This window comes from Galactobacter sp. (assembly GCF_022712295.1).
Lineage (GTDB): Bacteria > Actinomycetota > Actinomycetes > Actinomycetales > Micrococcaceae > Galactobacter.
Genome location: NZ_JALAGT010000064.1, coordinates 1 through 12868, shown reverse-complemented (window position 1 = coordinate 12868; position 12868 = coordinate 1). Strand labels below are relative to the sequence as shown.

The following is a 12868-nucleotide window of genomic DNA, read 5'->3' as shown; positions in this document are numbered from 1 at the left end:
CGTCATACATGACGCACCACCGAGGCTTAGAATTTGACTTGCTCCAACTCTTGACCCAACACTGCAGCGGCGTCCGTGAATGCAGCTGGATCCGCACCTGCGTAGTTCAGCCTGATGTACCGGCCGGTCGGCTCGGCCGGGAACCATTCATCGCCCACTGCGACCATGACTCCACGAACGCGGCACCGGTCCTGGAGCTCCACGAGGTCGGTTTCGTCAGGCAGCCGCAGCCAGAGATTCAATCCACCCGTCGGCAGCTGTGCCAGTTCGGCCTGCGGAACATGTTGGGACACTGCAGCCGCCAAGTGGTCTCGTTGTTCCTGCAATCGAGCACGTAGCGAATGAAGATGTGATCGCCATCCGGGTTGGGACACCACGTCCACAGCGGCCTCCTGCAACACGGGGCTCACATACATGGCCTGAGCCTGGGCCTCGGCCAACAGCCGCTCCCTCGCCGGTCCGCGTGCCACCACTGCGGCCACGCGAATCGCAGGCGAAACGCTCTTGGTGAGGGATCGGATGTACACCACATGACCATCGGAATCTTGCGCAGCCAAGGGGTGCGACGAGGCCGTGATCCCGAAGTCGTGCGCCCAGTCGTCCTCGATCAGGAAAGCACCGTTGGCACGCACCACCTCCAATACCCGCCTCGCAGACTCGGGGGCCCATTGTGCCCCGGTCGGGTTCGCGAAATTGGGCTGAGCGTAGAAGGCGCGAGCTCTGGTCTGCGCGAATGCGCGTTCCAGTGCCACCGGGTCCGGCCCGTCTGGACCGCTGGGCACGGGTACCAGACGCACACCGACCTGACGCGCTGCGAGCATCGCTCCCCAATACGTAGGTGACTCGATGAGCAAAGGTTCACCCGCGCCGATCAGGGAACGGTACAGGGCGCTGAGAGCAGCCTGGCTTCCGGGGAAGACCACCACGTCCCTGGCTGAGGGTGCCGCAAGCCCAGGAAGCATCGAGGACTCCAGCTCTTGTGCGAACCAGCTCTGCAATTCAGGCATCCCGGCCGAGTCCGCCCGCGATACCGCTGCGTTTCCACGGGCGGCTCGGCTCAATGCACTGCGCACCAATCGGACGGGTAGCAGCTCTGCTCGTGGATATCCGGAGTGAAGGGCGATCACGTTGCCCGGTTCGGAGCGTAATGACGTGGCCGGTTCCAACTTCTGCTGGGGAGTGCCCAGCGCTGCGGTCTGCCAACTGAAGTCGACTCCTCGTAGCACCGGCTTGGCGCGGGTGAACGTTCCGACTCCCGGACGCGTCTCGATCTCACCGGCGGCGCTGAGGGAGCGCAACGCCTGCTGAACGGTGACCGGGCTGGCCTCGAATCGTTTCACCAAGGTCCGGGTGGACGGCAGCCTGGTGCCGGCAGGCTCCGCCCGAGCCCAGCGCCGTAGTTCCTCCGCAATCCGATCACTGCTACTGTGTTGCATGAAGGCTAACAGTACCGCTATCGCGCCTACGTCAGAACCGCTACATTCCACCCGTGCCGGCCTGTGGTGGGGCCTGCTCGGGGTGACAGCTTTCTCCTTCACCGTCCCGCTGACCCGCGTCGCGGTACAGGACGGGGACATGTCGGCCCTCTTCGTGGGCTCAGGGCGCGCCGTGGTCGCAGCCCTCCTGGCTGCAGTCGCGCTCTACTTCACCGGTCACTTCCGCCGCGACCGTCGTCCTCACGGACGGCAGTGGATCCAGGTGGCCGTCGTGGCCGGTGGCGCCGTCCTCGGGTTCCCCTTGCTGACGTCCTTCGCCCTGACCACGGCCCCGGCAAGCCACGGCGCAGTGGTCATCGCTCTGCTGCCTGCCGCGACCGCGGTGATCTCTGTGTTGCGCACACGAGAACGACCAAGCAGGGCCTTCTGGGCCGCCGCTGCGACCGGTGCAGTTGCCGCGGTGACCTTCGCCGTAGTCCAGGGTGGCGGCTTCGGAGGACTCAGGCTCGCCGATCTACTCCTCTTCGCAGCCGTAATCGTCTGTGCCATCGGCTACGCCGAAGGCGGCCTGCTCACCCGCACCATCGGGTCGTGGCAAACCATCTCCTGGGCGCTGGTCCTTGCCTCGCCCTTGATGATCGTTCTGACCATCATTGCCTGGGTCCAGCAGCCGCCCACGGGCGGCCCAGCACAGTGGGGATCCTTCGCCTACCTGGCCGTGGTTAGCATGTTCCTGGGCTTCTTCGCATGGTATCGGGGTCTCGGTATCGGTCCCATGGCCCAGGTGAGCCAGGTGCAGTTGAGCCAGCCGGTCATGAGTATCCTCTGGGCGGCGCTGCTGCTCGGTGAGCACATTGGATGGGCCACCATTGTGGGTGGGCTGGCCGTGATCGGATGTGCGCTACTGGCCGTACGCAAGCGCACCAGCGGCGCGCGGCGCCGCTGAGAAGGCGAGAATGCCCGACGGCGGTGGGCACCGCCGTCGGGCATTGTTACCTGAGCCCGTGGCTCAGTCGATCTCCGCCCAGCCCTGCTTCATCAGGCGCAGGGTGTCGCCGAGGACCACCGGAATGGCCTTGGTGTGGGCGATGATCGGGAAGAAATTCGCGTCCCCGTTCCAGCGAGGGATCACATGCTGGTGCAGGTGCGCCGCGATGCCCGCGCCGCCGGCCTGACCCTGGTTCATCCCGAGGTTGAAGCCGTCAGGATGTGACACGTGGCGCGCCACCCGCATGGCCTTCTGAGCCAGCTGCGCCATCTCCACGGTCTCCTCCGGCGTGATGTCCGTGTAGTTGGGCACGTGACGGTAGGGCAGCACCATCATGTGGCCCGGGTTGTAGGGGTACAGGTTCAGGTTCACGAAACAGTACTCACCGCGGTACACGATGAGGGACTCCTCGTCGGTGCGTGATGGTGCCGCACAGAACGGGCAGGAGTCCTTGTCCTTGACCTGGTCCTGGCCCTTCTCCACATAGGCCATGCGGTACGGCGTCCACAACCGACCGAAAGCATCGGGCGCAGAGGGGAGCTCGAAACCGTCGGTGGCCTCGGCGTCAGATCCGGGCAGATCGCTGGGAAGGTCCTCAGTCATGGTCCGTGTTCACCCGGTTGCGCACGTGCTCCACGATCCGGTTGACGGCCTCGTCCACCGGCACCTGGTTGTCCTGGCTGCCGTCGCGGTAACGGAAGGACACAGCCCCGGCCTCGGCATCGTCGCCACCGGCGATGAGCACGAAGGGGATCTTCTCCTTGGACGCGTTGCGGATCTTCTTGGGGAAACGATCCGTGGCGTCGTCCAGCTCGGCGCGGATGCCCTGAGCCTTGAGCTTGTCCACGACCTCGGCAAGATAGTCGTTGAAGGCTTCTGCCACGGGGATCGCGCGGACCTGGACGGGAGCCAGCCAGGCCGGGAAGGCCCCGGCGTAGTGCTCGGTCAGCACGCCCATGAAGCGCTCGATGGAACCGAACTTGGCTGCGTGGATCATGACCGGCTCCTGACGGGAGCCGTCGGCGGCCTGGTACTCCAGGCCGAAGCGGGCCGGCTGGTTGAAGTCGTACTGCACGGTACCCATCTGCCAGGTGCGGCCGATGGCGTCGCGGGCCTGCACGGAGATCTTGGGGCCGTAGAACGCGGCTCCACCCGGATCCGGGACCAGCTCCACGCCGGAGGCGGTGGCCACCTTCTCCAGAACGGCCGTGGCCTCCTCCCACTGCTCATCCGAGCCGATGAACTTGTCCGACTCCGGATCGCGCGTGGACAGTTCCAGGTAATAGTCCTCCATGCCGAAGTCCCGCAGCAGGGAGAGCATGAAGGTCAGCAGGTGGGCCGCCTCCTCAGGAGCCTGCTCCTTGGTGACGTAGGAGTGGGAGTCGTCCTGGGCGAAGCCGCGCACGCGGGTGAGGCCATGGACCACACCGGACTTCTCGTAGCGGTACACGTGACCGAACTCGAACAGGCGCAGCGGAAGCTCACGGTAGGAGCGCCCACGCGAGCGGAAGATCAGGTTGTGCATGGGGCAGTTCATGGACTTCAGCCGGTAGTCCTGGCCCGGCTTGGTGATGTTACCGTCCTCGTCGCGCTCCTCGTCCACGTGCAGCGGCGGGAACATCGCGTCGGCGTAGTACGGCAGGTGGCCGGAGGTGTGGAACAGGCCCTCCTTGGTGATGTGCGGAGTACCCACGTACTGGAAGCCCTCGGCCACGTGGCGGTCGCGGACGTAGTCCTCCATCTCCTTCTTGATGATGCCGCCCTTGGGGTGGAACATCGGCAGGCCGGAGCCCAGCTCGTCGGGGAAGGAGAACAGGTCCAACTCGGTGCCGAGCTTGCGGTGGTCTCGGCGCTCCGCCTCGGCGATGCGCTCCTGGTAGGCCTTCAGTTCGGCCTTGGAGGGCCACGCGGTGCCGTAGATGCGCTGCAGCTGCTTGTTCTTCTCGTTGCCAAGCCAGTAGGCGGCGGCGGAGCGGGTCAGCGCAAAGGCATTGGAGATCAGTTTGGTGTTGGGCAGGTGCGGGCCGCGGCACAGGTCGCACCACACCACGTCTCCGGACTTGCGGTCCACGTTCTCGTAGATGGTGGTCTCGCCTGCGGCCACCTCGACGGAGACGCCCTCACCGGACTCGTCATCGTTGTCTGCCTTGTTCAGCAGGGCCAGCTTGTATGGCTCCTCCGCCATGCGCTCACGGGCCTGGACCGGCGTGGCTTCCTGGCGCACGAAGATCTGGTTCTGGTTGACGATCTTCAACATCATCTTCTCCAGCTTCTTGAGGTCCTCCGGGGTGAAGGGTTCCTCGACGTCGAAGTCGAAGTAGAAGCCGTCGGTGATGTAGGGGCCGATGCCGAGCTTGGCGTCGGGGCGCAACTGCTGCACGGCCTGGGCCAACACGTGACCGGTGGAGTGACGCAGCACGTTGAGACCGTCCTGCGAATCGATGCTCACACCCTCGACGGTGGTCCCGTCCACGAGGACACGTGAGAGATCCTGGAGGACGCCGTCCACGCGCATCACGACGATCTGCTTGTTGTCCGCGAAGGCCTCGGCGCCGGTGGTTCCCTGAGTCACCTCCCGCTGTTCGTTGTCGATGTTCAGCGTGATGTTCTGCGACACAGGTGTCTCTCTTTCGTGATCAGGTCTCATGAGCATGTGGCATACGGAGGCCACGGCCGACCGCGAACCAGTCTAGCCGTCTCGGTAGATCACTGCTTCTCTCCGTAACACCGTAGGGGTGTATCCTTGGTGTATGGCACGCACAAATATTGATTTGGATGCCGATCTCCTGGCGGTTGTCATGCATCGTTACGGACTCACCACCAAACGGGAGGCGGTTGACCTGGCCTTGCGGCGCCTGGTCGGCGTGCCGCTGACCACTGAGAGCCTGCTCGGGTTCCGCGGGATCGGCTGGGATGGCGACCTGGACTCCATGAGGGACGCGGAAGCGCCGGGAACGCTCGCATGATCCTGGTGGACACCTCGGTATGGATCGAGTTCCTCAAAGGAAGCGATGACCCATCCGTCGGCGAATTGGTGCGTCTCATCAATACGGGCGAAGACATCCGCGTGAGCGAACCCATCATCATGGAACTCCTGGCCGGTGCCACAACGCCCTCGCTCGAAGCCAAGATTTCGCAGCTGACCAATGGTCTGCCCTTGGCTGCGATCCAACCGGCTCTGGACTATCGTGCCGCTGCGCAACTTTTCGTCGCCTCGCGCAAGAACGGGCATCCCATCCGCAGCCTGTCGGATTGTTTGATCGCTGCCGTGGCTCTGCGGCTTCAGATCCCCCTGTTCCATCGGGATCGTGACTTTGGCTTCCTCGCGGAGATCTCCGATCTGCGACTGCATCAGGGCAGAGCATGAAGATTTCCCTGTTCGCTGACGTGGGCCTGCGCATCCTGATGGTGCTGCAGCGCGTGGGCGACGAGCGGCTCACTTCCCCGGAACTCGCCTCGGCGACGGGCACGCCGCAGTCACATGTGAGCAAGGTCGTCACGCAGTTGCGGCACCACGGCTGGCTCGACGTCGAACGCGGGCGCGCCGGCGGCTCCACCCTTACTGCAGCCGGACTCTCCGTGAGCGTCGGTGACGTCCTGCGCGCCCTGGACACGCGCCCGGACGTGGCGGAATGTCGTGCCGGCGATGAGCATGAGTGTCCCCTGCTGCCTGGGTGTCAGCTCCGACACCAATTGGATCGAGCGCGAGAGGCGTTCTACGCCGTACTTGACGAGGTGTCGGTGGCCGAGGTCTCGAAGCAAGCTCCCTCCCCCGCCGCTTCCGGCGCGTTCTTCGAGACCATCGGCCTGCGGACCGGCACCACCACTCCGCGCGACTAGGTCACATTGATTTGGCTTCCTCTTCTACGAGGTGTAGAACTTTAATCACGCATCTCAAATACGTGTTTGAGATCCGCCGATCGTGGCCATCGCGACCGGTAACCCACGTTCAACGAGGAGCCACAAACATGCTCTCCCAGGCCTCACGCCCCCTCATCGAAGCCACTCTCCCCACCATCGCCGAGCGCATCGTCGACATCACCACGGACTTCTACTCGGACATGCTCGGAACCCACCCCGAATTGCTCGACGGCGTCTTCAGCCGCGCCAACCAGTCTTCGGGCGAGCAGGCCAAGGCCCTTGCCTCCTCCATCGCCGTCTTTGCCCAGCACTTGCTGGCTCACCCCGACACCACGCCGGAGCGGATGCTGGCCCGGATTGCCCATAAGCACACCTCGCTGGGGATCCTGCCGGAGCAGTACCAGATCGTTCACGACCACCTCTTCGGCGCCATCGCCAAGAACCTCGAGGGCATCATCACCGATGAGATCGCCGCGGCCTGGGAAGAGGTCTACTGGCTCATGGCCAATGCCCTGATCAAGCTGGAGAAGGGTCTCTACGCGGAGCAGGCCAATGACAAGATCTGGGCGCCGTGGCGCGTCGCGGAGAAGGCACTGGCCAGCACGGCTTCCATGGCCTTCGCCCTCGAACCGGCAGACGACACGCCGATCACTCCCGCACTGCCGGGCCAGTACGTCTCCATCCGGGTCCTCACCGAGGACGGTCTGCGGCAGGCCCGCCAGTACTCACTGACCGGTTCCGGGGCCGAGCGCGGCTTCATCGTCAAGCGCGACGAGGACGGGGAGATCTCCCCGATCCTCCACGATCGCATCCAGGAGGGAGACGTCATCGAGGTCTCCAATCCCTACGGCGAGTTGGTGCTCTCCGACTCCGATCGGCCGCTGGTGTTGGCCACAGCAGGGATCGGCTGCACGCCCACCGCTTCCATGCTCGAGGCTCTTGCCGCGTCGGGTACGGATCGCAAGGTCCTGGTTCTCCACGCAGAGGGTGACCTGGATTCGTGGGCTCTGTCGGAGCAGACCCAGCGCGTGGTTGCTTCACTCCCGAATGCCGAGCTGCACGTGTGGCTCGAGCGTCCGGGCGAGGCCACGCTGAGCACCGGCATCCTGCGCAAGGGCTTCATGAACCTCTCGCAGATCGACCTGCCGAAGGACGCCGAGGTCTTCGTCTGCGGCCCGCTCCCTTTCATGCGGATCGTGCGTGAACAGGCCATCACAGCCGGCGTCCCTGCGGCCCAGATCGACTACGAGGTCTTCGGCCCCGACGTCTGGGCCATCTCGGACGTGGAGCCGGCCGCGGCCTGAGTCCCGACGCCCGGGCCTGTTCCGTCGCTCGTGCGCAGACGGAGCAGGCCCACCACCAGGGCGATCCCCCACACCAGGAACAGCGGGTCCCAGAGCCAGGCGTGCCCCACCTGACCGGCCCGGTCGTAGCCGCCGTCCGGGGCCACTGCGCCTGCCAACACAAGGTTGCCCATGAGGCACCCTGCACCGCCCCAGAGGATCAGGACGGCACAGCCGATCCAACAGATCCAACGCCACGGGCCTCGGTTCAGCCGCCCGCGACGGGCCAGCAGGAGCGGGATCACCGCTCACACAGCCTTGAACACCCCCACTGGGATCAGGAGCCAGAGCGCACCATCCAGTGCCTGGACCATGCCCTGCCCCACCGTATCCAGCAGCCAAGCTCCGCCCAGGCCCCAGTAGCAACTGAAGGAGGCGTGGATCAGCCCGGCCACGCAGGCGATACCCACCCAGCGCAGTCCCGGCCGATGCTTCGCCGTCATCCCATTCCTCCCGCACGTTTGACCCGATTGGCGCCCAGGGCACCGAACCCGTCGGTGGCACCACCTGTGGCATCGGACCCGTCGCCCGGCCTCCACGGTACGGGTCGCGCCCGGCTCTGGGCCATGGCCCCTGCCGGCGCCAGGTCTGCGGCCGTGGCCTGATGAGTGATGATGCCGCGGTACCAGCCCCCGGCCTCGCCAGGTACTCCTGGGGCCGACGGCGCGGGGCGGCCTACGCCCGCCCGGCCACCGTCGTGAGGCATGGGTGTTGACTCCAGGTAGCCGGGACCCGGCAGTTCCGCGTTGGGATCCAACAGATCCCAGGCGCGCAGCGCCTGCACCGACACCGCCCGCGGACCGGTTCGACGGGTGGTCCCCTCCACGAGCATCAGTTTCGAGGAGAAGAGCAGCGGTCCGGAGTCGTGTTGGGCCTGCGTGAAGAAGGACAGATCAACGCAGCCGTGGCCGTCGTCCAGGCTGATGAACACGACCCGCTCGCCCGAGCGCATGGGCGGGGTCTGCGTGGCGACACGCACCCCGGCCACGAGCACGCGGGAACCTGAGTGCAGGGAAAGCAGCCGGTCGCTCGGGGTCGCCCCGATCCGCTCCAGATAAGGGTGATGGGCTGCCATCAGGTGACCGGAGAGATCCGCGGCGGTCAGGTCCAGTTCGGTGCGGACCTGCTGCAGCGGTGTTGGATCCGGGAACACCGGGACCAGAGCAGAGGTCTCCAGGTCCACGCCGAGATCGAGGGCCTGCTGCCCCTCCAGCTGTTTGCGACCGGATTTCAGCGCGGTTTGTGCATCCAGGTGATGCACCAGGTCCGCCCTGCCACCGGATCCGGGAACCAGGAATCGGTCAAGCGCGCCGAGTTCCGCCAGCCGCCGCAGATTGGTTCGGGTGGGGCGGGCACGGTCGCGGACGTCTGCCACGGACGCGTAGGGCGCCCCGGCCTCCAGCCGACGGGCCTCGGCCTCGCTCAGTCCGGAGATCAGGCTCCACGCCAGCCGGATCCCGTACCTACCCGAGGCGCGGATACCCGGAACCGGTTCCACGGTATGCGCCTCAGGCACCTCCTCCACCATGAAGTGGGTGTGGGAGAGATTGACGTCCAAGGGCAGCAGCGGAATGCCCAGCCTGCGCGCCTCCGCGATGAGCAGCCTGCGCGGATACATGCCCGGGTCGTGTTCGAAGAGCCCGGCCAGGAACGCCTCGGGGTGATGCGCCTTCAACCACGCGGAGTGATAGGTCGGCACGGCGAAGGCGGCCCCGTGGGCCTTGCAGAACCCGAAGGACCCGAAGGCCGCCAGGGTGCGCCAGACCCGGTCGATGATCTGCTGCGTATACCCACGCTCCCCCGTCTTCCTGCGGAAGTACGCCTCGACGCCGGATTCGGTCTCCGGGTTACCGAGCCGCCGCCGCATGACGTCGGCCTGCGCCAGTCCGCAGCCGGTCATGACGTCGAAGATGCGCAGCACCTGCTCATGGAAGACCACCACACCGTGGGTCTCCGCGAGCACCGGTTCCAGGTCCGGGTGCGGGTAGTCCTCCGGCGCGAAACCGTGGCGCTGTTCCAGGAACGGTCGCACCATGTCGGACTGCATGGGGCCGGGGCGGAAGAGCGAGATGTCGATGATGAGGTCGTTGAACTCGGTGGGGGCCAGCTTGCCGATCAGTTCCCGCTGCCCCGGGGACTCGATCTGGAAGATCCCCAATGTGTTCGTGGTGCGGATGGCCTCGTAGGTGACCTCGTCATCCAGCGGGACAAGGCTCAGGTCGATGTTGCCGTCCGCGTCCAGCCAGGCCGGCAGGCCGGTGTTGTGCAGATCGGTATTGGGCACTTCGGTGCCCGACGGCCGGTGGCCGGGCACGGTGCCGTCGGGCACCACGCCGTCGGGCAGTGTGTTTGCGCCCTCCGGGCGCACGATACCCGCGAACTCGCGGCGGTCCTCCTCCCCCAACTGGGCATAGAACTCCCGCAGGGAGGCGCGACCGTGCTGCCCGGCGTCGTAGACGTCGGCGCCAGAGGCGTGCATGGTGGCGATCTGATCCAGCGTGTAGGCGATGGTGGACTGCATCCGCACGCCGAGTACGTCCAGCTTGATGAGGCCCATGGGGTCCATGTCGTGCTTGTCGAACTGACTCATGGGCAGGCCGATCCCTGAGGGCTGCACCGGGGTACGGCCCAGAAGCGTGGTGTCGGAGAGGATGACCCCGCACGGATGCATGGAGATGTGCCTGGGCAGTCGATCCAGGCGCTCGGTGAGATCCACGAGCAGATCCATCTGATGCCCACCCTTGGCGCGGTCGGCCTCGAGGCGTTGGGCCACGGGCGCGAGTTCAGGCATGAGCTCCAGCGAGTCGCGCACATCCGAGGCGGAGATCCGCCAGACGCTTTTGGCGATCCCGTCCACCTGTTCCGGATCCATGCCCAACGCCAGGCCGGCGTCGCGCACGGCGCCGCGGGCCCTGTACGCGTTCTGCATGGACATGAGCGTGGTGCGTTGTTCCCCGAAACGGTCGAAGAGCGCGCGATAGACCTCATGTCTACGCGCGGACTCCACGTCCACGTCGATATCCGGCAGGGAGGTGCGTTCGCGGGACAGGAAACGCTCGAAGACCAGATCGTGCTGAATCGGGTTCACGTGAGAGATCCCGATCAGGTACGCCACGAGGGATGACGCGCCGGAGCCGCGGGCGGCCGAACGCACACCCAGGTCGCGGATCAGGTCGGTGGCGGTCGCGACCGTCAGGAAGTAGCCGGCCAGGTTCAGGTCCCCGATGATGCCGAGCTCGTGTTCCAGGCGTTCCCTGGCGCGTTCGTGGTCGCCGTGGTCCGGGGAGCCGGGGCCGAAGAGGCGCTCGAGGCCGTCCTCGCAGCGGTTGCGCAGATGGCCCTGGGCTGGGCCCACCAGGCCGAGCACGCTCGCCTCGGGGATGACGGGTTGCCCCCAGCCGAGGTCGGCAAGGGGGTCAAGGGAACAGGCCGCGCTGAGTTCCTCGGTGTCGGCCAACAGCTTGAGGGCCAGATCGCGGTCGCCGGCCTCCCGTGCGATCTCTACGGCGAGGGAGTGCATGGCCGAGGCCGGTTTCAGCCAGGCCTGCGCATTGACCTGGGCCGGATCGGTGCCCGGGTTGCCCTGGGCCCGCCGCTCCGCCAAGGAGGAAAGGGCACGGACCGCGTCCAGGACGTCGGCCGTGGCTGCGCCGTCCACGTCCTGATAGCGGACCGCGTTCGTGAGAACCGAGGGCAGGCCCATTTCACGGGCCACCCGCAGCATCCTCACGGCGTGGGCCGTGGAGCGTTCCTCACCGGGACGGGTCAGGTGGGTCAGGACCTCCACCGCCAGGCCGCGGGGCGGCAGGGTCCTCTTCCATTTGTGGAGGGCCGCGCGGGCGGCCCTGAAATCACGCTTCAGCGTGGCTCGTCCCACGTCGGAGTCGGGGCCGAGCAGCACGACGAGGGGTGGCGCGCCATGTCCCTTCGTTCTCATGGCCGCGGCCAGTTCCGCGCGGGTCACACCCACGGTGTCGCCCTGATGGGCCGTGGAGATGAGCCGGTTCAGCGCCGCGAAACCGGCGCCGGGCGCACAGGGCCCCCACGCGGCCCTGCTTTTGTCCTCGCGGCCCGTCACTGGATGCGCCACGCCACGGGCCAGCACCACGATGCGGGAGGCATCGGGCAGCAGTTCCAGCTCCACACCGAGGATGGGGTCCAGGCCGTGCGCCACGCAGGCGCCGACGTGTTTGACCGCGCCGTAGAGCCCGTCACGGTCGGTGCAGGCCGCCGCCGTGGCACCGTCCGCGGCTGCGGCGGCCACGAGCTTCTCCGGGCGGTCCACCCCGTGGTGGGCACTGAAGGAGGAGGCGACGTGAAGGTGGGTGAAATTCATGCTGTGGCGCTCCTCCAATTCTTGTCCCTTGCCTGTTGTGCATGGACGGGTGGAAGGTTGATGATCCGCCAGCGGCCCGTGTCCGGTTCGTGAGAGATGTGCACTGTGAGCAGGTCCTCCGCATGTTTCGGGGAGCCGAGCGTGACCTGCAGCCGCCAGATCACGTGGTCCACCAGCCCCGGCCCGTGTCCGCGTTGGGCCCTGGGTGCGTCCTCCCACCACGCGCGATGCTCGTACCAGCGCAGTGGTTCAGCGCAGACGTTCCACATGTGTCCGCGCCAGGCCAGCCGCCTGGGCGTCCCGGTGGCGTCCAGCTCCACCTGGACCGACTGGGTGAAGGTACCCATGTCCGCCTCCCTTGCTTCTCCCCTGGGCACTTGGATGCCAAGGAGCGCAGCCGGTGTGAGGCCGACTGCGGTTCGTTCCTGGCCGGCCCTACGGGATGGGAAGCTCGTGTGAGGTCCGGCGCGATTCCGTACTCGACGCGACGAACGGTCCGGGGCGCCCCGTTATCGAACTCGCGTGTTCGTACAGAATGACGATAAGACTACCCCCTGACGGTTTGATTGCGCAGCCTGGCTGCACGGTCTGGTCGTCCAGCCTGGCCGCACAGCGAAATAGGATCGGACGGTGCCCAGCGAACGCGTGAAGACTGCATACGGGGCCAGGGCTGATGAGTACATCGAGGCCGTGGGGCGCATCGAACATGCCGCCGCGGCCGATCTCACACTCATACGCGCCTGGGCCCTGGGCTGCTCGGGACCGCTGCTGGACGTTGGATGCGGCCCAGGACAGTGGACGCACTGGCTCCACGATCAAGGTGCAGAGATCACCGGAGTCGACCCCGTCCCCGAGTTCGTCGAACGAGCTCGCGCCGCATACCCCGACGCAAGCTATCGTCTTG

13 protein-coding genes are annotated in these 12868 nt (G+C 66.3%); 6 read left to right on the top strand and 7 right to left on the bottom strand.

Going from position 1 to position 12868, the window contains the following annotated elements:
• Window positions 1-26: 26 nt before the first annotated feature.
• Window positions 27-1436: a PLP-dependent aminotransferase family protein gene (locus tag Q0A15_RS05100; RefSeq protein ID WP_291278451.1), complete on the bottom strand. Its 1410-nt coding sequence runs from the start codon at window positions 1434-1436 to the stop codon at window positions 27-29.
• Here Q0A15_RS05100 and Q0A15_RS05095 point away from each other — a divergent pair.
• A complete protein-coding gene (locus Q0A15_RS05095; protein ID WP_291278450.1) occupies window positions 1435-2382 on the top strand; it encodes a DMT family transporter in 948 nt (315 codons plus the stop codon). The genes Q0A15_RS05100 and Q0A15_RS05095 overlap by 2 nt on opposite strands.
• 63 nt (window positions 2383-2445) lie before the next feature.
• Here the strand turns inward: Q0A15_RS05095 and Q0A15_RS05090 are convergent, their stop codons facing one another.
• Window positions 2446-3027, bottom strand: coding sequence for an HIT domain-containing protein (locus Q0A15_RS05090; protein WP_291278449.1), 582 nt, complete (start codon window positions 3025-3027; stop codon window positions 2446-2448).
• On the bottom strand, window positions 3020-5071 hold the full coding sequence (gene thrS / locus Q0A15_RS05085; protein WP_291278448.1) for a threonine--tRNA ligase: 2052 nt from the start codon (window positions 5069-5071) through the stop codon (window positions 3020-3022). Before thrS ends, Q0A15_RS05090 begins: the two co-directional genes overlap by 8 nt.
• 103 nt (window positions 5072-5174) lie before the next feature.
• Between thrS and Q0A15_RS05080 the strand changes: the two genes are divergently transcribed.
• The 4 genes from Q0A15_RS05080 (at window position 5175) to Q0A15_RS05065 (ending at window position 7589) form a co-directional block, all read left to right on the top strand.
• Entirely contained in the window at window positions 5175-5390 is a 216-nt protein-coding gene (locus tag Q0A15_RS05080; protein ID WP_291278447.1) for a type II toxin-antitoxin system VapB family antitoxin, read from the top strand.
• A complete protein-coding gene (locus Q0A15_RS05075) occupies window positions 5387-5791 on the top strand; it encodes a PIN domain nuclease (RefSeq protein WP_291278446.1) in 405 nt (134 codons plus the stop codon). Before Q0A15_RS05080 ends, Q0A15_RS05075 begins: the two co-directional genes overlap by 4 nt.
• A complete protein-coding gene (locus tag Q0A15_RS05070; protein WP_291278445.1) occupies window positions 5788-6264 on the top strand; it encodes an Rrf2 family transcriptional regulator in 477 nt (158 codons plus the stop codon). Before Q0A15_RS05075 ends, Q0A15_RS05070 begins: the two co-directional genes overlap by 4 nt.
• Window positions 6265-6392: 128 nt before the next feature.
• The gene (locus Q0A15_RS05065) at window positions 6393-7589 is read left to right on the top strand and encodes a globin domain-containing protein (RefSeq protein WP_291278444.1); all 1197 of its coding nucleotides are present in this window, start codon (window positions 6393-6395) and stop codon (window positions 7587-7589) included.
• Here Q0A15_RS05065 and Q0A15_RS05060 read toward each other — a convergent pair.
• Genes Q0A15_RS05060 through Q0A15_RS05045 form a run of 4 tightly spaced genes read right to left on the bottom strand, consistent with a single transcriptional unit; the run spans window position 7529 to window position 12311 of the window.
• Window positions 7529-7873 (bottom strand): DUF3995 domain-containing protein, encoded by a 345-nt coding sequence (locus Q0A15_RS05060; protein WP_291278443.1) that lies wholly within the window; start codon window positions 7871-7873, stop codon window positions 7529-7531. The two genes, Q0A15_RS05065 and Q0A15_RS05060, sit on opposite strands and share 61 nt — an antisense overlap.
• 3 nt (window positions 7874-7876) lie before the next feature.
• Entirely contained in the window at window positions 7877-8071 is a 195-nt protein-coding gene (locus Q0A15_RS05055; RefSeq protein ID WP_291278442.1) for a hypothetical protein, read from the bottom strand.
• Entirely contained in the window at window positions 8068-11964 is a 3897-nt protein-coding gene (locus Q0A15_RS05050; protein ID WP_291278441.1) for a DNA polymerase III subunit alpha, read from the bottom strand. Before Q0A15_RS05050 ends, Q0A15_RS05055 begins: the two co-directional genes overlap by 4 nt.
• Window positions 11961-12311 (bottom strand): DUF6504 family protein, encoded by a 351-nt coding sequence (locus Q0A15_RS05045; RefSeq protein WP_291278440.1) that lies wholly within the window; start codon window positions 12309-12311, stop codon window positions 11961-11963. The genes Q0A15_RS05050 and Q0A15_RS05045 overlap by 4 nt, the downstream gene beginning before the upstream one ends.
• A 283-nt stretch (window positions 12312-12594) precedes the next feature.
• Here Q0A15_RS05045 and Q0A15_RS05040 point away from each other — a divergent pair.
• The coding region (locus Q0A15_RS05040; RefSeq protein WP_291278439.1) for a class I SAM-dependent methyltransferase at window positions 12595-12868 on the top strand (274 nt) is incomplete at its 3' end.